General features: G+C 44.8%; 21 protein-coding genes and 1 pseudogene. 5 read left to right on the top strand and 17 right to left on the bottom strand.

Annotated elements, in window-relative coordinates; genetic code table 11:
• Positions 1-2 precede the first annotated feature (2 nt).
• The 3 genes from AC4G47_RS12675 to AC4G47_RS12665 all read left to right on the top strand — a co-directional run bounded on the left by AC4G47_RS12675 (position 3) and on the right by AC4G47_RS12665 (position 3,004).
• On the top strand, positions 3-1,235 hold the full coding sequence (locus AC4G47_RS12675) for an aminopeptidase (protein WP_491106220.1): 1,233 nt from the start codon (positions 3-5) through the stop codon (positions 1,233-1,235).
• A gap of 247 nt (positions 1,236-1,482) precedes the next feature.
• Positions 1,483-2,073 carry an RNA polymerase sigma factor gene (locus AC4G47_RS12670; protein ID WP_145321929.1) on the top strand — a complete coding sequence of 197 codons (591 nt, stop codon included), beginning with the start codon at positions 1,483-1,485 and terminating at the stop codon, positions 2,071-2,073.
• Positions 2,051-3,004: a hypothetical protein gene (locus tag AC4G47_RS12665; RefSeq protein ID WP_491106219.1), complete on the top strand. Its 954-nt coding sequence runs from the start codon at positions 2,051-2,053 to the stop codon at positions 3,002-3,004. Before AC4G47_RS12670 ends, AC4G47_RS12665 begins: the two co-directional genes overlap by 23 nt.
• Before the next feature lie 2 nt (positions 3,005-3,006).
• On the opposite strand, the gene AC4G47_RS12660 is transcribed toward AC4G47_RS12665, so the two are convergent.
• The gene (locus AC4G47_RS12660; RefSeq protein ID WP_491106218.1) at positions 3,007-3,522 is read right to left on the bottom strand and encodes a hypothetical protein; all 516 of its coding nucleotides are present in this window, start codon (positions 3,520-3,522) and stop codon (positions 3,007-3,009) included.
• A 233-nt stretch (positions 3,523-3,755) separates the two neighbouring features.
• Between AC4G47_RS12660 and AC4G47_RS12655 the strand changes: the two genes are divergently transcribed.
• Positions 3,756-4,400, top strand: coding sequence for a hypothetical protein (locus AC4G47_RS12655; protein ID WP_491106217.1), 645 nt, complete (start codon positions 3,756-3,758; stop codon positions 4,398-4,400).
• A 68-nt stretch (positions 4,401-4,468) separates the two neighbouring features.
• Here AC4G47_RS12655 and AC4G47_RS12650 read toward each other — a convergent pair whose 3' ends face one another.
• The 16 genes and pseudogenes from AC4G47_RS12650 to AC4G47_RS12575 form a co-directional block, all read right to left on the bottom strand.
• Positions 4,469-5,761, bottom strand: a complete 1,293-nt coding sequence (locus AC4G47_RS12650; RefSeq protein WP_491106696.1) for a hemolysin family protein — start codon at positions 5,759-5,761, stop codon at positions 4,469-4,471.
• Positions 5,762-6,181: 420 nt separating this feature from the next.
• Positions 6,182-7,762, bottom strand: coding sequence for a sigma-70 family RNA polymerase sigma factor (locus AC4G47_RS12645; RefSeq protein ID WP_491106216.1), 1,581 nt, complete (start codon positions 7,760-7,762; stop codon positions 6,182-6,184).
• Between the two features lie 228 nt (positions 7,763-7,990).
• Entirely contained in the window at positions 7,991-8,449 is a 459-nt protein-coding gene (gerQ, locus tag AC4G47_RS12640; RefSeq protein WP_491106695.1) for a spore coat protein GerQ, read from the bottom strand.
• A 75-nt stretch (positions 8,450-8,524) separates the two neighbouring features.
• Positions 8,525-8,947 carry a cell wall hydrolase gene (locus tag AC4G47_RS12635; protein ID WP_491106215.1) on the bottom strand — a complete coding sequence of 141 codons (423 nt, stop codon included), beginning with the start codon at positions 8,945-8,947 and terminating at the stop codon, positions 8,525-8,527.
• A 160-nt stretch (positions 8,948-9,107) separates the two neighbouring features.
• Complete coding sequence (locus AC4G47_RS12630) at positions 9,108-10,793, bottom strand: hypothetical protein (protein WP_491106214.1); 1,686 nt, start codon at positions 10,791-10,793, stop codon at positions 9,108-9,110.
• A 204-nt stretch (positions 10,794-10,997) separates the two neighbouring features.
• Positions 10,998-11,747: a glucose 1-dehydrogenase gene (locus AC4G47_RS12625; protein WP_491106213.1), complete on the bottom strand. Its 750-nt coding sequence runs from the start codon at positions 11,745-11,747 to the stop codon at positions 10,998-11,000.
• 146 nt (positions 11,748-11,893) lie between these two features.
• Complete coding sequence (locus AC4G47_RS12620) at positions 11,894-12,286, bottom strand: DUF2500 domain-containing protein (RefSeq protein ID WP_491106212.1); 393 nt, start codon at positions 12,284-12,286, stop codon at positions 11,894-11,896.
• Between the two features lie 399 nt (positions 12,287-12,685).
• Positions 12,686-13,870 carry a collagen-like protein gene (locus AC4G47_RS12615; RefSeq protein WP_491106211.1) on the bottom strand — a complete coding sequence of 395 codons (1,185 nt, stop codon included), beginning with the start codon at positions 13,868-13,870 and terminating at the stop codon, positions 12,686-12,688.
• A gap of 243 nt (positions 13,871-14,113) precedes the next feature.
• A complete protein-coding gene (locus tag AC4G47_RS12610; protein WP_491106210.1) occupies positions 14,114-14,347 on the bottom strand; it encodes a hypothetical protein in 234 nt (77 codons plus the stop codon).
• A 157-nt stretch (positions 14,348-14,504) separates the two neighbouring features.
• Positions 14,505-14,930 (bottom strand): NUDIX hydrolase, encoded by a 426-nt coding sequence (locus tag AC4G47_RS12605; protein ID WP_491106209.1) that lies wholly within the window; start codon positions 14,928-14,930, stop codon positions 14,505-14,507.
• A gap of 63 nt (positions 14,931-14,993) precedes the next feature.
• Positions 14,994-15,629: an SMI1/KNR4 family protein gene (locus AC4G47_RS12600; protein ID WP_491106208.1), complete on the bottom strand. Its 636-nt coding sequence runs from the start codon at positions 15,627-15,629 to the stop codon at positions 14,994-14,996.
• Between the two features lie 255 nt (positions 15,630-15,884).
• Positions 15,885-17,678 (bottom strand): serine hydrolase domain-containing protein, encoded by a 1,794-nt coding sequence (locus AC4G47_RS12595; RefSeq protein WP_491106207.1) that lies wholly within the window; start codon positions 17,676-17,678, stop codon positions 15,885-15,887.
• A 23-nt stretch (positions 17,679-17,701) separates the two neighbouring features.
• Positions 17,702-18,122 (bottom strand): annotated as a pseudogene (locus tag AC4G47_RS12590) (class I SAM-dependent methyltransferase); the annotation flags it as partial.
• A 510-nt stretch (positions 18,123-18,632) separates the two neighbouring features.
• Positions 18,633-19,055: a hypothetical protein gene (locus AC4G47_RS12585; RefSeq protein ID WP_491106206.1), complete on the bottom strand. Its 423-nt coding sequence runs from the start codon at positions 19,053-19,055 to the stop codon at positions 18,633-18,635.
• A 620-nt stretch (positions 19,056-19,675) separates the two neighbouring features.
• Complete coding sequence (locus AC4G47_RS12580) at positions 19,676-19,885, bottom strand: hypothetical protein (RefSeq protein ID WP_491106205.1); 210 nt, start codon at positions 19,883-19,885, stop codon at positions 19,676-19,678.
• A 135-nt stretch (positions 19,886-20,020) separates the two neighbouring features.
• Positions 20,021-21,298: a WD40/YVTN/BNR-like repeat-containing protein gene (locus AC4G47_RS12575; RefSeq protein ID WP_491106204.1), complete on the bottom strand. Its 1,278-nt coding sequence runs from the start codon at positions 21,296-21,298 to the stop codon at positions 20,021-20,023.
• A 288-nt stretch (positions 21,299-21,586) separates the two neighbouring features.
• On the opposite strand from AC4G47_RS12575, the gene AC4G47_RS12570 reads away from it, so the two are divergent.
• Complete coding sequence (locus AC4G47_RS12570) at positions 21,587-22,516, top strand: L-lactate dehydrogenase (protein WP_491106203.1); 930 nt, start codon at positions 21,587-21,589, stop codon at positions 22,514-22,516.
• Positions 22,517-22,697: the final 181 nt, after the last annotated feature.

Raw genomic sequence — 22,697 nt, 5'->3', positions numbered from 1 at the left:
ATATGTTAAGTTTTGAACAAAAACTGGATCGTTACGCTGAACTTGCTGTAAGAGTAGGTGCTAACGTTCAGCCCGGGCAAGTATTTGTCATCAGTGCAATGATTGATACCGCTGAATTCGTACGCTTGCTTGTGCGCAAGGGATACGAAGCTGGCGCCAAGCAGGTTATTGTAAAATACGGAGATGAAACCGTAAATCGCTTACGGTTTGAAATGGCTCCTGAGGAATCATTCCAAGAGCCGCCCAAATGGCATGCGGCGGAGCTTGAAGAATTGGCGGCCAATAATGCAGCCTTCCTGACGGTATTATCATCCAGCCCGGACCTGATGAAAGGGATTGACCCGGAGCGGATCTCGACACATCAGCGTACATTTGGACAGGCGATGGCCAAGTACCGTCAGTATCAACAGGCGGATAAAATGAGCTGGACGGGCGTAGCTTGCCCTTCGCCCGATTGGGCAGCCAAAGTATTCCCGGATCTCCCGGCAGCTGAGCAGGTTAGCCAGCTCTGGGAAGCCATTTTTGCTGCGGTGAGAGCCGATCTGGACGACCCTGTAGCGGCTTGGGAACAGCATATTGAACGGCTGGAGACCAAGGCCGTTGCACTGAATAACAAGAAGTACCAAGCACTGCACTTCCTCTCTCCTGGGACGGATCTCACTGTCGAACTTCCAGAAGGTCATATCTGGGCGCAGGCGGGTAGTGTGAATGAGCAAGGTACACCTTTTGTTGCCAATATCCCCACAGAGGAAGTATTCACCGCTCCAGCCAAGCACGGCGTTAACGGTAAGGTGTCCAGCACCAAACCGCTCAGTTATGGCGGCAGTATCATTGATCGTTTTTCACTCACATTCGAGAACGGACGCATCGTTGATTTTCATGCTGAAGAAGGTCAGGATACGCTGGAAAGACTTATCTCCATGGATGAAGGGTCGCACTACCTTGGCGAAGTCGCTTTGGTTCCCTTCCATTCCCCGATCTCCGAGAGCGGCATCTTGTATTACACTACATTGTATGATGAGAATGCGTCGTGCCATCTTGCGATCGGCAGTTCCTATGCATTCAATATCGAAGGTGGCAAAACGATGTCTCCTGAAGAACTTGCAGACCGTGGCATGAACACCAGCATCACTCATGTGGACTTCATGATGGGCTCTCCCGAGACGGACATCTACGGTATCACGGCAAACGGCGAACGTGAAGCTGTCTTCCTTAAGGGAGACTGGGCATTCTAACGGATACGGTTGAGTTCTATCCCGTAATGTATTTTCACTGAACAGTCGTAAATGCTGTCTTGCAACCATTCGTTTATGGTTTGCGAGACAGCATTTTATTAATTTTCATCAGATTGTCTCGGAGACTACACACGCTCTCCTCATCTGGTTTTTCTCGGACCAACCTCCCATTGTATCGTTTCCATATTATGTTGTAAAATGTAATGATACCAATGTTTGTGGACTGTTCACCAGAAAGGAGAACAAAATGGCCAATCGGCTTCAGTTACTACTCGCCTCAGATTTCCATAATTTAGGCTCTGCACTTCAGGAAGAAGTGTATTATGAATATTATAATATGGTACATGGTCTTATCGTTTATATCATCAAGGAACGTGCAGCAGCAGAAGATATTATTCAGGAAGCTTTTATTAAAATCATCAAAAACAAACCCCTCTTCGAAGACGAGGTCAAACTGAAAGCTTGGCTCAAGGTCGTCACGCGGAACACGGCTATTAATTATCTGAGAAAAAATAAAAATAACCGTAACCAATTGGACACGGATAGTGTTTTTATAGATATGGAGACGATGAATCAGACAGCAGCTTCCGTAGAAAGCATGGTGGAGACGCAGATGATGGAAGAGTCCATTGAATATTATCTCGGACAGCTCAAACCGGAATATCGTGTATTGGTGGAGTTACGGTGGAAACAAGGTCTCTCCTACCGGGAGATGGCCGAGCTGCTGGACACCTCCGAAGACATTGTGAAGCAACGCTTGTTCAGAGCCCGCGGCAGTATCAAGAAGAAATTACATAAGGAATGGGGTGGAAGCATTGAGCAAAGGCAAGTCCGATAAGCATGTGGACCGATTGGATTCAGAGCTGGAAGACGAATATTTCGACGTTGCGTTTGACCTGGCTTTTGACGAAGCTTTCCATCAGGCCGTCTCTGCCCCTTCCACTTCCCATACCGAATCTATGCAGCAATCCTGGCAGAAGGTACACAAGGAAATTAACAGAATCGGTTTACGTAAAAAAAGAATACGTACTTTACGGCTGACTGTCGTAGTCGCTGCATCTGTAACGATCGGAGCGGTCATATTCAGTTTGCCTTCTGGAACACAAGCCGTTTCCCCTTTTGTGCAATCCATCAAAGATTGGGGCAATGGTATGAAATCCATTATCATCGAGGATCGCACTACCCATCTGGGGGCTGATCCGTCAACAGCCAAAACGCCTCCACCACCGGAAACCAGCTTAGACGACATTCTTATAGCACAAGAAGAAGAGGCTCTTAATACACCTTCGTATGAGTTATCGAGCCACCTGCTTCGTCCAGTACTTGTTACGGAAGAGATCGCACGCGAAGGGTTCATGGGTGACTTTCTGTTATCCAAGGCCATTCCCGAGAGATTCAACAAGGTCAAATTCGAACTCGTGCTCGATACGGAAAACCCTGTGAATCCAGACGATTATTATGAATCCACACAAATGAGAGTTCAATATACCAGTGAAGGCAAGAGCATAGAGGATGAGATCATCCAGTTTGATTATGTCTATGTCATGCCTGGGGAGAAAATTGAAGGGGCCATGCTACGTGATATGAGCACCGTAAAGCTGGCGGACGGCACGGAAGCACTGATGTATATCGGCCCACCCTATAACTCCTTTCAGTGGATGATGGGTTCCAACAATATGAGTCTGTTTGGCACCCTTTCGGAAGAAGAAATGACTGCTATTGCCAATGATTTTCAAGAGCAGAAGTTTCCCGGCAGCACCCGTCGATAAGATCAAAATAACACGGTGCCAGAGACATGTTTGCTTGTATCCGTGGTACTTCCATCATACGCTGTATGAATACTGGTAACGCGATAATAATATCCTGGCATAACAGTCCAATCTGATGTGGCATTCAGTAAGTTTGTATTCGTTGCATTGTTGGAATTGGTTTTAAAAGTTACCCATGCTGTTCCTGTCCAGCGCTCAAGTCGATAATCTACGGAAAGTGTCTTCACTTCCACATATGTCGTGGTCTTTGTATTGACGATGGCGGACAGGCCTCCTCCAGGGATAATTGCACCGACCGCCTGATAGATATGTCCTCGTTCCCGAGTGGTAGCAAACGATTGGATGGATGGTTCTGGCGGCGGTGGGGGTGTAAGTGCACCAGAGGAGACGTTAATAACCGGACTTGCAACGGCTGATTCGGACGTAGGTAAGACCAGGATCGTTGGCACCAGTAACAAGGCAGCAAAGGTTATTTTTAGTATAGAAGATGATGCGCTCTTCGTTTTTATTTTCCTCATATTGATCCATCCTCCGCTTCCATATTTCATTTTGTGTAAGGGTATAAACGGACGGATCGGGTGACAGGTTTCAAAAAAATTTAGACGCTCCGATATTTCTGTCGGAAGCGTCTTTTGTCTTTTTTTATACATTTACAGCATTGTGAAACCTAAATTATTCCATCCCGTATGTATTGGGTAATGTATGCACAAAACCATGTTAACCAACAAGACCTGCAAATGAGGTGTATAACTTGAGCAAACTTCAATCCAAATCCAGAAGGCATCGTCACAGCTCCAATCCGAACGAACTACACATCGAAGTTTCCCGCTCGTTCAAACGCTGGCTTGTTATCCTGATGAGTGTGCTTACCGTCGGGACCTTAATATATTTATTGGCTACAGCCCGAGAAAGCTGGATAAGTATGGGGATTGACCGCTATGTATTGCCCTTTATGATCTGGGGACTTGTACTGTCCCCCATCCTTGCTTTTCTTTTCCTCAAGCAGAGCGGCCGAACTCTTTCCCATGTCAAATTTTTACGTGTTTTCGGGATTGCTTTCTGCCTTCTGCCTCTGGCACTTTTGTTTTATGTGTTACCCGTAACACTTGGTATGGTGAATGATCATCTAACCCAGTATAAGCAAAACCCGGTGCTATCCACCACTAAGGTGGGAGAATACAATTCTTACGAGGTTACTTTCGTAGATATGTACGACATCATCACCATTAAGACACCGACAACAACCAAATCTACTCGAAAAAAATTGAATATCCAGCATGATCTCGCTCCTGGAGAGAATGTTTACGTCACTTATAAGCGAATTTATATTAAGAATAGTTTTGTCACAGAGAACCGTTACGCCGATGTTGTCATTCATGCCCCCAAAGAATCATGAGCATGCAAAGAAGCTGTACGATGACATTACGTCACCATACAGCTTCATTCATTACAATTATGATCTGGCTAAGCGCCTTCCTCTTCAACCAACAGTTCCAGCTTAATCACATTGACACGAGAAATTCGCTTATGCTCTGTCTCTTGAATGACAAATACATAACCACCATACTCAACCGATTGACCGACCTGGGGTGGAATCGCATCTACTCTAGAGTATAGCCAGCCTCCAATGGTATCGTAATCGGCACGATCCATCTCGAGTCCGAATCGTTCGCTGACTTCTTCAATCAACATCAATCCATCAATGGAGTATTCCATCTCATCCACTTGCTCGATGACAGGTCGCTCCTGATCGAACTCATCCTGAATCTCGCCTACAATCTCTTCCATGATATCTTCCAGTGTGACAAGCCCGGAAGTTCCCCCGTACTCATCAATCAGTATAGCAATCTGTGTCTTGCTACGCTGCATACGCTTGAGCAGATCACTGATCAGCGTGGTATCTGGCACAGCCAGAATGGGCCGGATTACGGAGATGGTATCCGTAAGTTGGGATCGCATCAGATCCTTAATGTGAATAAAGCCGATAATATGATCCTTGTCTCCGTTATATACCGGATACCGGGTTCTCATGCTTTCACTGGCAATCTCCAGATTCTCGAGCATGGACTGATTGGCATTCAGGCAGATCATTTCCGTCCGCGGAATCATAATTTCACGGGCGGTTGTATCCGTAAAATCAAATATATTATCAACAAGTGCTAATTCAGTGTTGTCAATTAAACCGCTCTTATTGCTTTCTTTCATCAGAATACGTATTTCATCTTCGCTATGCGCATCGTCAACCTCCGAAGCAGGTGCCATTCGGAACATTCTCAGCAAGCCATTAGCCATACCGTTCAGTGCCCATATGAATGGATACATTAACTTATAGAAGAACGTTAGCAGGGCTGCAGACCACAGCGTGATTGTCTCAGACTTGCGGATCGCCATCGTCTTGGGAGCAAGTTCGCCCAGTACAATATGCAAGATTGTAATAATCACAAATGCAATGGCAATGGATATCCCATGTACATAGACCGGACCCAATCCCAATGCGGTAAACATAGGTTCTAACAGGTGTGCAATCGCTGGTTCACCCAGCCACCCAAGTCCCAGTGATGCCAGAGTTATACCTAATTGGCAAGCAGACAAGTACGCATCCAGATTGCGTACGATATTGGAAGCATAGATGGCATTTTTATTGCCTGTTTCCACCAAAGCCTCAATCCGGCTTCCACGAACCTTCACCATCGCGAATTCCGCCGACACAAAGAAACCATTCATTAATACAAGTAAACCAATTAATACTAAATTCATAATACTCGGTAAGGGGTCACTCAAATTGTCATCCTATTCGCCGTCATTCTTCGGCAAATAGGTCCACCTCCTTCGAAAATGTAGGATATTTGCCATTCTGCCGTTCATATGCAGTTTCAACTTCCCAATGCTTCCACCTCCACTGTGCTCTGTCGAATAACAAAGATATGCTTCTTTTATTATATAATTCTACACTACACAGTCAATCCGTGTCCTATGACAACGAAATGGCACAAACGGCTTATTTCTTTTACAAAAGTCTCGATTACGCTGTTTTTTTAACATTTTAGAAACAAAGAAGTAATGGATTTCTCCAAACCAAAGAGAAGAGTACCCTTGTTCATGCTTCAGCATGACTGGATACTCTCTTCTTGCAATACTGTTATTCTCTCAGGCTCTATCCACTTATCCTCTATTCCCCTAAATTGACTCCATCTCCACTACGCTCTCCGAAGCTGGATTCCAGCGCCAGCGGGCTTGTCTGCCACCTTCAATATGCAACCCGCCGATCCATAACTCATCCTGCTTCAGCAGAGCCCAATCGACTTCTTCATCCAACACCTGAATGCCGAGTTCCGTCAGCTCAAAGACTGCTTCACCAAATTTTTCATCATGCTGTATGAAGCTTGGGAAATTTGTTTTTCCAGTCATCCGAAGCAGCGCATAAGGTTCTTCTGTCATCCTCCTGAGATGTGCCCAGTACTCAAGGTCGCCCATTCCGAGAATATGCAGCTTGTCCCCTACCTCACGGAACAAAGGATATGGACGATCTACACCCGCTCTAATGGTCTCCAGTGTCGTCTGCTCAATGACTCCCAGGCCATTCGATACAGATGGCAGACGAGACAAGTGGGCCTTGAATGCTGCATCTGCAAAGGGAAGTACCGTATGATCTGCTTGCAAGTAATCCAGATGCTGCCGGAAATCGTTAGACGTATAGGCCTCCCAGAATTGTGCACCTGCTTGTAGCTCGTCTATGTCAATCACATGCCAGCTTCCGGACAGGCTTCCGATCTGTGTCGAGGTAAGTTGACCCAGTCCTCTAAAGTGCTCGATCTCTGGATACGAGTCAATACAGAGTAAATTCAGTTTCGTATTCTGGAGCCCTTGTCCTCTGAAATAATGCAATAAGTAAGATAACATCGTCTGATCATAGAGATCGTATTCGAACCATAAGACAATTTCCTTATATTGTTGAAACGAATGTAACTTGCGTTCCAGCTCCTCGACCTGCAAATACTCCTGCTGAGGGATGCCTACCTGCAACTCTAGTACGGATGCCCGGTTCTTCCTCTTCTTCGCAACCGACATATCTTTGGCAACCGGGCCGAACGTATACAACTCTCTCCACACCAGGATGTCACCCTGAATTCCACTCTCTCTTAAACGATTGGCAGCGTGATCCCCATTCATAATGTGCAGCATACCTTTTCCCCCTTCATACAAATCATTAAACATAGAGACCAGATTCCTCACTGGCATAGAGCGCTTGAGTTTGGAACGTGCATCGAACAGTCTCTTCTTTAATGCAGATACGTTGACACCTAGAAATTCTGATATTTCCTTCAGCGAATATCCTTCTAAATAAAACAGTTCAACCGCAATTCGCATCGATGATGGCAGCATTGCAATAGAATTATGCAGCGTACGATGCATTTCGTTTTGCATCGCATGTTCTTCTGGATTATGCGCCTGATCCTCTTCCTGGAATACTTGCTCCAGCTCCTGAACAGGAATCGTGGTATGCTGCTTGCGCCTTAGCCAGCGATAACACTGCCTCTCCACGATCACCTTAAACCATCCAGGAAAAGCCTCCGGGGCCTCAAGCTTGGACAGATTGCCAAAGGCTTCAGCAAAAGCCTCCTGTACGACATCTTCAGCCCAAAATGTATCTCCTAAACGATTGTAGGCAACAGCAAGAGCCATCCCGCGATATTGGGATACCAGTTGTTCGTATGCTTCGGGTTCGCCTTTCATTGCTGCTTCAATCCATGACTTCAATGCTATGGACTCCCTTCATATAGACATGCTGCTTGTTCTATTCATATATAAGTGCCATGTTGTTATCCAAAGGTTACGTATGACTTAATCATTTATGTAACCATTTTGTATAAATGCTTATGTAAAAAGCTGTCCCGTCTGCGGATAACCTCCACATTCGGGACAGCGAAGTAAATCAGTATGTGTTATCCATATCAAACACTAATGAAAATGATGAGGCGCCAATGATCATCTGCTTGGAGCTTGCGGGTAATTGCCTATCACTCCTGGATATTGATACAACAATGGCTCATCAAATGTAGCATAATCGAAGTTGACCATCAACAGCATGATCCGTCTTCCTGTCTTCGGGTCGCTGATGATAATATGGTCACGGCCCGCTGCTTCAACGATACCTTGGAATATGCGAGCGTTCCATTCTTTGTTGCCTTCATATGTCATGTAGAATGTACCGAATTTCCCGAGATTCAGACGCAAAATATTCTCAATGTATGACTGCTCAAACTGTGGAGCCGTTGTCGTAATCACTGCACCCGTTGGTGTCATTGGGCTTCCACTGGATACGAGCGGGGGTACACTTGTGGAGCTTGGCGATACCATCCCTGGCGTTGGTGACATGGCAGGCATTCCGTTACCGATTTTGTAAGACGTGCCTTGAACCTGAGAATTGGCTTGTTGACCCAACACGGAATTCGCTTGCTGACCCAACGTTTGAGTCATAGGTTGATAAGGTTGATTAATCATAGTGATTCCTCCCAAAATTTAATATACTTCCGGACAGTCTTCGCCTGTCGGACTGAAGAAACAATGCGCTTTGAATCGTCCTGTATTTTGCTGGTCATACCATGTTGCCGGACACTCGGCCACAGGTCGGAAGAACCACAATGAATTGCTGGCAGGCCAGAAACGCTCTCCATTGATCACCCGTTGTGCCAGACGAATCTCGGACTGTCTTGCCCGTTGGTAAAAGTAACCCTTCTGTGTGGACTCGTAGCCTCCTGGATTCTGGAATACCATACGATTGATGTCGCGAATATCCTTAAAGTCCAGACAATCCACCAGCACCCGGTTCACACTTACATTGCCCACAAGCAACATACCCTGTACGCCGTCACCTTCAGCCTCTGCCCTCATGAGCCTAGCCAATAACTTGACGTCCTCTGAGTTGGCTTTAATAACAGCCATAGTCTGTTTCCTCCCTTGTTTCAGCTGTTCATCACCGTACATCGTATTGTGCAGGAGCCCATTCGGTGACACGATTCCATCTTTTTTCCATAAAAAAAAGCCCGGAACCTCACTCAAAGTGAAGTCCCGAAGCAAGTTACTTCTTATATTACTCGCCTGTTCAAGGCTTGGCTTCAATCCAGTAATCATAGGCATGTACAATATTGCCCTGATAAGCCTGATGTTCGGCAAGCAGATCCGGAAGCTTGGCAAGCTGAAGTTCCATCTCCGCCGCCCCCTTCTCATAAAATGAAATATGAGGACCTTCGTGGTTCTCCTTCATTTCCACCGAGATCATCAACCTTTTTCCCAGACGACCTGCGATCTCCATCTCCTGACTCACCACAGCAGCAATGCCATTGGAACCTTCCGCTTGGTTACGGAATGCCATCATCGACACATGATCGAGTGTATCAATCATAAACTCCGTCACAGACATGTCTTTGCCTGGCAAAGGGAAGGTATCCAGCCATACGGCTAAATCTGCACTCGTTTCGAGATGACTGTCCTTCTTCGTCTCTCCCTGGAAAAATGTAATATTGGCAGCCCATTCAGCTAACAGGGTATCCCGATTGCTCTCCCACTCCGGCAAAGTGTAAGGCTCAATATCCAGATGGATGCCTTCAAATTGTTCATCTGGCTCAGATTCAGCATTATAATTTTTCACATAATCAATCAAACGCTGTATCCGTGGACGGTTTTCCTTTTTTCCCCAGATCGGGTGCCCGCCCATTGCATGGATTTCAATGCCTTGAGCTTTTGCCCGTTTCATAAAACTGCGGTAACTGGAATAAGGTTGATCCAGATCCAACCGGACATACAACCAGTTAATATTCTGCTCTCTAGCAAACTCTAGTATGTGCTCCCCTCCGTCATTCGTCACCTGAGAGGCCTCCCAGATATATGTTCCCCGAATCTCTGGCTGATTGGATGGAATCTCCGGTGATGGCAGTTCTGTCGGCTCCAATTGTCCCCAGTATACAATGTCATGTACAGCTGAACCGGCGTAGGAAGTATGCTCGCCAAATGCGGAGGCAACTTCTCCAATGACAGCTTCGAGTTGCGTTGCACCTTTACCGGCAAATGTCGTGAACTCTTCACCAGGCATCGGTTTGGTGTTCAGACCCACTGTGACACTCGTGTTGCTCGCATCCGCCCAGTTCATTTCCTGTTCAATTAAACGAATGATACCATTGTTACCTTGCGCGTTATCACGGTAAGCCAGTAAAGTGACATGATCCACTCGATCAATAAACCAACGTGACAATGGTTCGTTATCTGCATCCTCAGAAGTTCTATTACCTGTGACGGTGTACGAATCAAGCCAAAATGGCAGGTCAACATTCACTGCAACTGCGCCATCCTGTCTCACTTGTTCAAATAACAGATTCATATTGGCCACCCAGGATTGAACCAGCGGCTTGGCATCTTCTTTCCAGTCTGGTAACACATAGGGCTTGATATCCAGATGTATGGCCTCAAATCGCTCATTGGACTCAACAGCCTGATTGTAGTCACTTACCCACGAGGCTAACCTGAGCATGGGACCTTCACGGCCATTGACTGCCCAGGATGGATCGCCGCCCAGCGCTTCAACCACAATACCTGCACGGCTTGCTTTGGATATAAACGTCTGGTATACCTCCTTGGACAGCGTCATGTCCACATTCACGTACAGCCGGTTGATCTTATGTTTAGCTGCGTTCTCCAGCAGCTCGTCTCCGTTGCTAACAGACTGCGCCTGCCATACCCAGGCCGCCCGTATATCCGCGCCGTCCGCTTCAGCAGGTGACTCATTCCCTATCATTATCATCCCTCCGATCAGCAGTAACAGCCAAAATACTTTCCGGGATTGTTTCCCGAACATATACTCCCTCCATTCCTATACTGTTGTAAAATCACATTTATTATAGCAACCGGGTTATTAAAAACAAATAAGCCCAAGTGCTTAACTTGGGCTTATCACTCTTAAATTGGGACATCGTAGGGCTCTCCCGGCTCTATCCCGGTTCTAGTCCTCATATATCATTTTTCGGGTCATGCCTCCATCAATAACGAGGTTAGTCCCTGTGACAAAGGTATTGCTTGGGTCGGATAAATATAGACAAGCACGGGAGATATCCGAAGGAACACCCACACGACCGGATGGATGCTGTCCATGGTCCTCCTTTTTCAGTTTCTCCACGTCTCCTGTCTCAATCCATCCCGGACTGATACAATTGACCCGAATTTGGTCTTTGCCCAGTGAGACCGCCAGCGCATGCGTCAGGGCTACAATGGCTCCTTTGGATGCAGCATAGGCTTCGGTATCCGGCTCGGACATCAGCGCTCGGGTAGAGGCCATGTTAATAATGGCACCCCCATGTTCATTGCTTTTCATATATTTGGCCGCTTCCCGACTCGCCAAAAAACAACTTCTCACATTGGTATTGAGCACATCGTCCCATTCTTCCAGTGTTAATTCATAGGGAGACTTCCATTTTGCAAGTCCTGCGTTATTTACCAGAACATCGATTTGCTTGAATTCCTCCACGGTCGTACGAAAAAGATTCGTAATATCCTGCTCGCTCCGAACGTCACATTGAACAAAGATGGCTTCTCCACCTTCATTGCGAATGGAAGCTGCGGCTGCAGCACCCTCGGCTTCCTTATTGTCGGCAAGTACAACTTTGGCTCCAGCGACCGCATAAGCCTCGGCCACACTTCGTCCTATTCCCTGAGCGGCCCCGGTTACAACAACGACCTGATCTGTAAATGACATATTGTTTGCCTCCTCTATGGTAATGATCTTCGATCATAATCTCTTTAAGCCTATTCTTATATAAAAACACGTTAGGGCCATTTAGAAACGCTTGTCCGATAAAGAATCAAAAAAGGCTCACGCCATCCTGGCGCAAGCTGCACAGTTTAACCGCGTAGGCGTTCGGAATACAAGCGATTATATCGCTCGAAGCCTACATAACGCGTTCCTTTGAATGAGAGCCGTCCTTCATCCCCCTCAGCGCACAATCCATACTCTTCGCCATTGACTTTGAATTCGAGCCGATCTCCGCTCTCCACTTCAAAGGTGACGTAATATAATGTTCGTGCTGTACTGCCTGGTTCAGATTGCGACTGACTCATCTTCATCCGTCTGCTAGTGATTCGTGAAGGTACAGTCAACAGTGGCTCCGAGTTATTACGCCCCCACTTCCATACCTCTTTTCCCATCGACAGAAGGACTATACCTATAAGCAGAACAAATACAACCGGAAAGACGGTTCCAAACAAATCAAACATCCAGGATGATTCAATGCCCATGTCTCTCCCTCCGTTCATACAACTTAGGACAGCCGGAGTCTTGACCCGTCTCCTGTAATGTATATGCGGACGCACATGGAACTTGTTAACCCAATTAAATATTTGAGCAACAAAATCAACGGACCGAGAAAAGAGTGAGTTCCTTAGCTGCTAGTTGAGCCTATACAATATAGAAATATCATTGATATTTCACGATGATTGGCGTTTGATATGTATTTGTTGTTTATTTGGATACTTGAATTTGATTTTAATTTCACTGCCTAAACGATAATATCAGCTCCAACTGAGATAACAGCCAAGAGTAAAGCACTGCTATCTCAGTTCAAGCAAACCAATGTTACCATTGTGGATGCATATTTAATAAACCGCGACAAATTTAGCTTAGCCTATTAACTGATCTTATGCTAGTTGAGTAATAACAAGATGAGCTGATACAGGTCTTGTTCCACCTGCAAGAGGCGTGATTGTTAATGCAGTAGCATTACCAGCCGGGTTCCGTACGGTCAGAATAGAATTAATCACGGTTGTCTGTACCAAAGCTATACCTACAATCTGCGACGTTCCTGTTGCTCGCCCGACTACTGTGGGAGCCAAATCAGCCCCATTGAGAGTTAGGATTAATTGCCCCGCTTCATTGATGCTCACTTGGAACAAAATCTGATACGTACCAATGGCTGCCAGATTGAATGAACTAGGCCCCGTGCGAGCGATAGTCGTTCCACTTGTTGGTCCGTCCTGAGGGAAGCTAACATCTGTGCCTGGAGCAACCGTTGCAGCATTATCAGGTGGCATCAGCGCGAAAAAGTCAGCAAATCCCAGTACGCCTCCCGCTGCTCCTGTGGCACCTGTCGGGCCTACTGCTCCAGCGGGGCCAGCCACTCCTGTAGCTCCTGTCGGGCCTGCCGGGCCTACTGCTCCAGCGGGACCGGCCGCTCCTGTTGCACCTGCTGAGCCTGCCGGACCTACTGCTCCAGCAGGACCTACCGCTCCTGTTGCACCTGCTGGGCCTGCCGGGCCTACTGCTCCAGCGGGGCCTACCGCTCCTGTTGCACCTGCTGGGCCTGCCGGGCCTACTGCTCCAGCGGGGCCTACCGCTCCTGTTGCACCTGCTGACCCTGCCGGGCCTACTGCTCCAGCGGGGCCGGGGAAACCTTGTGGTCCGATGGCTCCGGCAGGACCAGGGTTACCTTGAGGACCTTGTGGCCCTACGGCACCTGCTTCTCCCGGAATCCCCTGAGCTCCCATGGGTCCAGCGGGTCCCACCGGTCCTTGAGAGCCTACTGCTCCAGCGGGACCGGGCTGTCCCTGAGGTCCTTGGGGTCCAGGTGGCCCTCCCGCTGGTCCTTGAGCTCCAGGTGGCCCTTCCACCCCTTGTTTACCTTGAATACCCTGTACGCCTTGTATACCTTGTGGTCCTGTTGGGCCAACAACAGTAGGGGTAGATATATTCACCTCTGGAGGCGGACATTTTACTTGAACGAACTTTTTAACCACTTTCAATCGGCGTTCTTTTCTTTTAACTTTGCATGGATATACTGTTGCCTTTTTTCTCTTCATACGCTTCTTCACTTCTGAATGGCTCACGCTGTGGACACCTCCCTATAGACATAGTTTAACGTACGTATGTGATGGGTTAGATGCATGGACGAACAACCAATTCCCCTCTAAAGTGAAACCCATTTTCATGAAAAAGGGCGAATAACATCGTAGAATAGCCTTTATTTGAATGCTACAAACTAAAAAAACTCTATCGGCGCTGGCCTACAGAGTTTAATTGTTTATATATATTGGTTGTACATTCCAACTTAAATTGAAGGTGTGATGTACTTACCAGTTCTTCAAGATCCATTCTTTAATTTGATCAGCTACTTCTTCTGTTAATAATTCTGACGTATCTATCGTCTCCATTGCTGGATCAAATGCAGTTTGCGAATTTTCGATTAACCAGTTGGCAAAATTCTTGTGATCTTCAATCAAGTTCTCTTCCCAACCCCTGGCTTTTAATCTTACTTCGCGGATCGCATCATTACAAAGTAAGTTCATATAAGGTAATTTGCTCATTGATGTCCTCCACTAATTAAGTAATATTTTTGCAACTAAGAAGTACTCACCATTCATTAACTCAAGTAATTCACGTTCCCCCTCTAGGGGGATCAGGGCATACGCCTATGTCCGATTGGTGAATCGATTAGATGACACCACGCTTCTAGGTTATCTTTTAAATATTGTTCTTATCACTAAACTCAATACAAAAAGGTTGTAGCTCCGGCTGTAAACAATACTCTATCCTTTCTCTGAAGTTTTTCCATTCAACTTTTAGAATTGCTTCTTCGATCGGAAAGAAACCAGACTCCAGGCTCTCCGATGTTGTCGTTAATTCTCCTCCTATTGGTTTTGCTAAAAATAACGTGTTACATATTGAATTTTCGATATTTTGAAATATTCCACAGAATTTGATGATTTCAATGTCGATTCCAGACTCTTCTTTCGTTTCTCTGATCGCAGCTTGACTTAGAGATTCTCCTTCTTCTACTTGACCACCTGGCATTTCCCAACCTCTTCGTGGTCCTCTAATAAGTAATAATTCATTTTTTTCGTTTATCACGATTGCAGCGGCAGATACAATATGTTTTGGAGGGTTCATTATTTGACTCCTTCTTTAGAAATTGGGTATGTGTTTCAAGTTCTTTATTCTAATACGGAGTCTTTAATCCGTTTTTGACAAAGCGAGTGTATAGTTCTTGCCATCATAGTTATTCATATTGTCGATGCGTCCTTGTAGATTCCTATAATAACGTTCAGAATTTTCATTATTCCAATTCCAGAAGTGCGCACCATTACATATAATCAGTCTTTCAAACCATCTCTCAAAATTCATATCTACCTTAATTGCGCTATCAACGAACAACATTTCAGTCCAATACAAATAGCTAGAAAATCTATTAATACATTCATTCGTATTTATAAAAAGCATATCTCCATTATCCGAACCTATTGGAATCCAACCCTGCGGTATCATGCTAACATAATCATAATCAATGTATACCTGCCGAATCATGTTTAAGCTATACAATTGGATACCCCCTCCATAAAAGGGATGCACAAATAGATCCGCTCCATTATGACTTAGTAAAAAAGCTTTATAGTCCCAAGGAACAACTAAACTAAACTCTTCAAATAAAGAATCAATCTCCAGATTTGATGAACCTGGATAAAACGTGAATTTTGCAGGCTCACTATAACCAGTTGAACCTTGTATTAATAATGAATGATTACTATCTAATCTTTTCTTCAACCCTTCTAGAGTTAACTCAACTATATTGAAAACTTCCGAAGATTCCATGAAATTTCATCCTTTCTTCGTGCTCTTTCAGACAACGCCCTCTATGAAATATCAGCTCTTATGCCAATAGAACGTATAGTGTGAATGCTGTTGAAAACCTAATGAAGTATAGAAAGTACTATCAGAAATAACATATGCTTTTCTCAGCACCTAAAGAGCGACCTCATAATCTGTTTTCTGGCTATACCATAAGCCGCAGTATGCAACATATTCCCCATCATCATTTTCAGCAACGACATGTAGGAATGAATTCAGCTAAAAGTACAAATCCCATCCCACAATAAAAGCAGCAAACAGGAAAGCTGACATGCCAGACATGATGTATACCGCCTTTTGCTTTTTACTGTAACTTCTCTTCAGCAGTTTGTAGAACATCAAGATAAGGTACGCCACAGCTAGAATGACATAAACCAAGTTCAAGATGAGATGTATGCGTAATGAAGAGTAGGAAGAAAAGCCTAAGGCGCGCATGAACAATAGGATCGTATTCAAAATTAATGCCAGACTGGCAATATTAATGGCAATATGATATTTATCAAATCCTGTCCCAGGTCTTTCCCAGTTTTTTAATTTGTATTTGGATAACCGAATAAAATAGCCAATTATAGCTCTTAAACTGAGTAGGATGGCTATTGCAAGAGCAATAAAAGATGCTTTGATCCAGTTTATCGTTAAGTTGGAGACGGGCAAAAAGTCATTATAAGAAATGGAGACCTTCTCAATAGTACCGTTGTTCTCAACAACATTTGCAAAGTTACTAAGGTCAAATGTTGTATACTTCTGCAGACTTAACATCGAATATGCCTTCGTAAAACCGGAAACGACCCGTCGCGCAGGCAGATAATATCCTCCACTCTCAGATGTAACTGAATTCGTACTGAAACTACTTCCAAACACCTTCTGGACAAGACCATCGCAATAAGCCATTTCATTTGACTGGTTGGTCATCACCACTAACCCAAAATTAGACTCCGGGTCAAAAACAAATTTACTTGAAAATCCCGCCGTACTTCCAGCGTGTTCCAGTGCAGGCACCCAGTACTCCACTTCAAAGAAGCCATGCGCAATTCGAGGAGTAGAAGTTCCATCGTAATATAGACTTGTTGACAGCATCTCATCTAACGTGTCCTTGTTCGCGAATAATAAATTGCTACGATCCACAGGCATCAAGGCTGCAAGAAATTTGGCTGCATCCTCTGCTGTGCCAATGGCCCCCGCCGCAGGGTACAAGCTTATGTATGCTCTGTTCTTAGGGATGAGTTTCATATTCGTAGTGTACCCTTGAATCTCATTTCTTCTTTTTAAGACGTCTAGATTATCATACTGTGATGGGTGAATCGAAGTGTCTTTCATATTCAGCGGTTTAAATATATGTTCATTGACATATTTGTAAAAGGGTTGTCCGCTTTGCACCTCAACGATATAAGCAGCCATAGCCGTACCATAGTTTGAATAAGCAACGACACTCCCCGGTTCATCGATCTGCCTCGGTTCAAATTTTTGTAAAGCTTCTTCTAAATCCACAATGTCTTTCTCAGATGAATACCATAAATCGATCAATCTATCCTCCCATCCTGCGTTATGATGGATAATGTTCATTAGGGTAATGGGAGCATCATATTCAAGTTTCTTTAGAAATCCTTCCGGCAAATATTCCTGAATATCGGTATCCAAATCAAGCTTTCCCTGCTCGACAAGTTGCATCACACTCGTCCAGATCAATAGTTTAGAGGTTGAACCCCATTCAAACACAGTAGCGGTGTCTGCCTTTCTCTGTTGCTCAAGATCTGCGTAACCATAGGCCTTATTCACAATAGTCTCACCATTCTTGATAGCTACAACCGAAACGGCAGCAGTGTTTTTCTGATTAGTAGCCACATATGAATCTATCGTTTCCTCTAGCGAAGACAACGCAATCCTGGAGGGCGTAGTCTCCACATTCTCTACCTCAGCGTGCACAGGTACCGCACATGTCACAATGATTAATGCGAGTACCAGAACACCAATTAATACTTTATTAAGACCGTGATATCTTCGATTGATATGCATTAGCCACTCTCCTTATTTTTCTCCTATAGTTTTCGTGCCTTTATTACAAAGGTTACAGGGAGCATCTTTGCTTTATTGGCAAAATCATCATTTTGCAGTTGCATCAATTCATCATCAGATTCCTCAATCAATTGCTCAATGACAAATCCCGCTTTTGCCAATGCATTCACATAGGTTGATAGTTTACGGTCCGATAATGCTAGCTTACTTTCGCCAAGAGTTACCGAGTACCAAGATTCATCATAGTAACATTTCTTAAAAACAAATCTATCATCTTCTGCAGCAACACATTTGTGTATAGGGATCACATGATGACAAAAGCTGTTTTGTCTTTTCGATTTGATTTTCCGAAAGATCCGTCCCCCATAGTTCAGTAGCTTGGTGTTCTCCCAAATACCGTAAGGATTGCCCGCTTCCACAGCCTATTTCTAATACCTTTTTTCCGAGATGGCACCAACCTGCCTACCACCTATCATGTTTGTTCTAACTGTAGAACTTTTCTCCATATCATGGTCCTCCTAACTAAGATTCAATTAAATTAATTCCACATTTTGAGTAAATTACCTTAATTATTTCTATAATAACCCATGCTGCAATATTTGCGAAGTACATTTAAAAGCGCATACATTTCACTATAAATCAAAAAGAACCCTCCCGCAGGAGCGTTCTCCGTGAATGATTAGCCTATGCGTACATCAGATCCATCTTGTCATGACTTTCACCTTCATGCGCTTATGTTTGTGAAGGCGATTGATCTGCATTCTAAGTATACAACGAAAGTAAAGAATCGCCCGCCAAGAGTCATGCGGCGGGCTAACCTTCTCCCAAAGAGGTAGACCCATGGTCTACAATAATATTTTATACAACAATCCACAATGTGTGCCATCCACAACTATATTAAATAAAAAAACCTACCGGTATGAAGCCGGTAGGAATATAAGCATTATGCGCAATTTAGTCGGAAACAACAAGTCCATCAAAGTTCTCAGGGCCTACACGAATGGTACCAAGTATGTTGGAGCTGATGAATGCAGTGTACGTTAATTGAGGCAAAACTGGTGGGTTAAAGTCATCGGCAGAGAACGTAATTACTTGTGGAGCAAGTACGCTCAAATTGAATGTGGATGTTGCTGAGTAGATAAGCGGATCAGTTGGCGCCGTACCTCTTACAATCGTAATTGTGATACCAGCAAGAGCCAACGGTAATTGAACTGAAACGGTTCCTTTTAATTGTACTCTTAGGTTTGCTCCTGCTCCTGCTGTTTGCAGACCAATCTGACCAAATAACTGGGGAGTATTAAGAACGAGAATCGGTATTGCAATAGAGTTAGCGTAACTTGCATTCTGTGATGTTCTTGCATCAAGAAAAGTTGCCATTAAAATCTACCTCCTAATCATTAAGATAGGATAGTATATTCGAGGGTGGATTGTGTGCGTGGACATCTTACCAAGAAACAAAAAAAGGGCATTTCCAGCGTATGCCAGCAGTGCCTGTTTGCGTTCATTTTTGTTTTAATAAGTGTTCGCAAAGACCAACATACATCTTCTGCATTTGAAGAGATCTTAAAAGGTATAACGGATTGACATATGCCGGCGCAATCAACTTGATGAGCGATACGAACTCTTCATATGTTGGTGGGGAATCACTAAATAGAAAATCGTCAGGAACTGAAAAGAGTTTATTACGTTCCTTGATATCTTCTATTTTCTCATTGTGAAACAGCTTCATCTGTTCATCACTATCAGTGGAGTGATTACCTAATCGACGGTTAAATATGTACTAATCTCTTTTACGGGTACCTCCGCCAATCTCATTTCTATGGCTTTCATCTTTAACTCCACGGGATAACTCACTCTGGTTGCCATTACAAAAACACCTCCAAGATGATCTCCCTATCTTACGACAAGGTTTCATTTTCTTGAAGGTGTTTTGATTTGTCTCACGTTATGGGGTCAGTCCAGTTGATATATCAGCTTTTTTTGATCAGTTTTGATTACTATGCGTACATCAGATCCATAAACCCGCGCGTTACATCTCCGCCTTCGGCTGGTTCGGGCTGGTCTGCCTGTGCGTGTTCTACCATGCAAGCCTTCACCGCTTCCTCTGTCGTACAACGATTGGCATCGTCACATGTGTAGCATAATTGAAGCATATATCTGGTTAATTCGTCCGCCTGCGTGAATTGAGTCTGACCGTTGGTTCTCATCTTCATCACTCCCATCTCTTGTTGAGTTAAATATATCACCTTCTGGATTATTTATTTGTGATTTATTTCACAAACTAATTAAAAAAGAAAAGGAACCCTCCGGCTCCTCTACTTTCCTATCTATTCACATTACTCTTAAAGTACTTTCCAATGTACGCCGCCGTCTACCGTTTGCAGTAACAGCGACCTTTTGGCATCCGTATTTTCAACCAATATCCAGCCAAGCTTGGACGTAACCATCTGAATCTTCACAATCTCCGGATAATCCTCGAGAATTTTCTCCAGTACGCTGCTTGCAGGAAGAGCGTTCCATGTTTTTCCTGCATCCTTGGTGTGGTAGGTTATACCTTTTTGCATCGCCCAACCTTCTGATGCGTTCAGAAATACTGGTGCAAGATTGCGATTCGTACCCGTTTGTTTGTTCAAACTGAAGTTGGACAGCTTCCAGCTCTTTCCGCCATCTGTTGTGAAGAAGCCATTGAAAGTCGTGCTCTCCCCTTGGGAACAGGACATTGACATCCAGGCCGACTGTACTTCACGTCCAAAAAATTGTGGTGAACTGACACTGAAATTACCACACCCGTTGAATTTGTTTCGATCAAAGAAAGATGGCCCAGTGTCCCAGTTCTCTCCCCCGTCTGACGTTACATACAACTTCGGTGTGCCGAACTCAAGCGCTGTTAAGAAGCCATGCTTGGGATCCGAAAAAGTCATCCCTGTTGTGTATCCACGTTTGGAAATCTCTTCTGCTTCCTGTTTGCCGTCTTCATCACTGGATGACATCCGATTCCAAGTGATACCACCATCCTCGGTAAAGTAGAGTTTCTTGTCCTGTTTACCAATAGCGGTATCCACCGTGGTGAGAATCCAGCCTTTTTCAGGAGATACAAAAGAGATCGCTGTCACTTTATCCGTTTTGGACAGAGAAGACAGACTCCAACTTACGCCTCCATTGTTGGTACGAAGCACCATGGTATCTGTTCCGCCCATGCCTTCACGAACAATCCAACCGTGCGCACGATCTACAAAATAAATGCTTTGTCCATATTTGGGGTTAGCCGGAAACTGTACATTTTCCGAAGGTGAAATATTGATCCAGGTCTTTCCCTGATCCTGCGTGTAGTACAGACGCAGCGCATTTCGTGTTACCCCCCATGCCAACCCTCCGTTGTCATTGAGCAACTGAAAATCGGTCAAACGGGTCTGTATTTGATACTTGGCCATATCCGCAGATTCTGTACTGTTCACCGGGGGAACGACGGTTAACGTCTGCCCTGTATTCCCAGCGTCCTCCTGCTGTTGTGGAGGTTCTGCTTCCGGCGGTTGATCTGAGTCGGTGCAGGCAGCCAGTAACGCTACTATACCTATAGACAGCAATGCTGTCTGCGCGATTTTAATCCATTGCCAACGCAAGTGGGTTCCACCTCTCTCATCCAATATACAGGCGCGCATGCCTGTCCTATGGCGTTTTATTTACGATTCATCAGAATCCACTGCTCCTATTCTACCACAAACCTTGTGTAAAAGGCTCATTGCCCACTCATAGCCTGCGCTTCAGCCCTTTTCATCCTAATATGTTTTTCGACGGAATAATTGGTAAAAAGACATGAAATGTGAACTATTTTATAGACAACACTCGCTTTATATTCTCTAATCCCTTAATATGGATGGAAGTATAACCCAAAAGGAGAGGATATGAACATGACAAACAGTGCAGCTCTGAAACCAAGTCGTGTCGTGATTGTAGGCATGGGTGCGGTGGGAACAACAACGGGATACACGCTAATGTTGAGACAGCGTTCGTCCGAGTTGGTATTTGTGGATGTGAATCATGATAAGGCAACCGGCGAAATGCTGGATATGAACCACGGTCTTCCATTTACGGGTGGCGTGAAAGTATGGGCGGGCGATTACTCCGACTGCAAAGATGCGGATATCATTATTATTACAGCGGGTGCCTCCCAGAAACCAGGCGAGACCCGGATTGATCTGCTGAAGAAAAATGCAAGCATTTTCAAAGATATTATTGAGCGTATTACTGAAGTAAATTCTCATGGTATTTTGCTGATTGCAACCAATCCTGTAGATATTCTGTCCTATACTTCATGGAAACAAAGCGGATGGCCTGCTTCCCGTGTGATCGGTTCGGGTACATTGCTTGATAGCGCACGTTTCCGTTACCTGATTGGTAAAAATAAAGGGATCGATCCGCGTAGTATTCACGCCCACATTATTGGTGAGCATGGCGATTCCGAAGTTCCGGTATGGAGCCTGGCTAACATTGCAGGAACAGATCTGGAACTGGATGAAGAAACACAACAGGATATCTTCGATCGCACCAAAAATGCAGCGTATGAGATTATTAATGCCAAAGGCGCAACTTCCTATGCAATCGCTCTTGCTCTGGACCGCATTGTAGCTGCAATTCTAGGCAACGAAGGCTCCGTTCTGAACGTGTCGACGTTCCTTGAAGATTACAATGGGGTATCGGATGTCTACCTGGGCGTTCCATGTGTTGTAGATCGCAACGGTGTTCGTGAAATTCTGCCTCTTCCGTTGAATGAAACCGAGAAGGTGGCTTTCCAGGCATCTGCTAACAAATTAAAAGAACAGATTGCTGGACTGGAGTAATCCAACCAAGCAATCATTCATGTCGTGAACAATTCAGCACGTTAAACGTTGTTAATTAAGATATTGCACAGCCAAAAAGGCCATTTGTTTCTTCTATAGAGAAGAGGCGAATGGTCCTTTTGGTTATGATAATCAGATTACCATTTTCAGGGGAAGATTGATTTAAGTTTCATTTAATGAA

Source organism: Paenibacillus sp. Negev47 (assembly GCF_058313655.1).
This window is presented reverse-complemented; position numbering and strand designations above follow the sequence as displayed.

Excerpts from the sequence above, each read along its gene's own strand:
- AC4G47_RS12605 (WP_491106209.1), bottom strand. The coding sequence starts at position 14,930 with ATGAACCCTCCAAAACATATTGTATCTGCCGCTGCAATCGTGATAAAC.
- AC4G47_RS12630 (WP_491106214.1), bottom strand. The coding sequence starts at position 10,793 with ATGATAGGGAATGAGTCACCTGCTGAAGCGGACGGCGCGGATATACGG.
- AC4G47_RS12650 (WP_491106696.1), bottom strand. The coding sequence starts at position 5,761 with ATGAATTTAGTATTAATTGGTTTACTTGTATTAATGAATGGTTTCTTT.
- AC4G47_RS12635 (WP_491106215.1), bottom strand. The coding sequence starts at position 8,947 with ATGGCTGTTATTAAAGCCAACTCAGAGGACGTCAAGTTATTGGCTAGG.
- AC4G47_RS12570 (WP_491106203.1), top strand. The coding sequence starts at position 21,587 with ATGACAAACAGTGCAGCTCTGAAACCAAGTCGTGTCGTGATTGTAGGC.
- AC4G47_RS12660 (WP_491106218.1), bottom strand. The coding sequence starts at position 3,522 with ATGAGGAAAATAAAAACGAAGAGCGCATCATCTTCTATACTAAAAATA.
- AC4G47_RS12670 (WP_145321929.1), top strand. The coding sequence starts at position 1,483 with ATGGCCAATCGGCTTCAGTTACTACTCGCCTCAGATTTCCATAATTTA.
- AC4G47_RS12585 (WP_491106206.1), bottom strand. The coding sequence starts at position 19,055 with ATGGCAACTTTTCTTGATGCAAGAACATCACAGAATGCAAGTTACGCT.
- AC4G47_RS12595 (WP_491106207.1), bottom strand. The coding sequence starts at position 17,678 with ATGCATATCAATCGAAGATATCACGGTCTTAATAAAGTATTAATTGGT.
- AC4G47_RS12580 (WP_491106205.1), bottom strand. The coding sequence starts at position 19,885 with ATGAGAACCAACGGTCAGACTCAATTCACGCAGGCGGACGAATTAACC.
- AC4G47_RS12620 (WP_491106212.1), bottom strand. The coding sequence starts at position 12,286 with ATGGGCATTGAATCATCCTGGATGTTTGATTTGTTTGGAACCGTCTTT.
- AC4G47_RS12600 (WP_491106208.1), bottom strand. The coding sequence starts at position 15,629 with ATGGAATCTTCGGAAGTTTTCAATATAGTTGAGTTAACTCTAGAAGGG.
- AC4G47_RS12625 (WP_491106213.1), bottom strand. The coding sequence starts at position 11,747 with ATGTCATTTACAGATCAGGTCGTTGTTGTAACCGGGGCCGCTCAGGGA.
- AC4G47_RS12610 (WP_491106210.1), bottom strand. The coding sequence starts at position 14,347 with ATGAGCAAATTACCTTATATGAACTTACTTTGTAATGATGCGATCCGC.
- AC4G47_RS12675 (WP_491106220.1), top strand. The coding sequence starts at position 3 with ATGTTAAGTTTTGAACAAAAACTGGATCGTTACGCTGAACTTGCTGTA.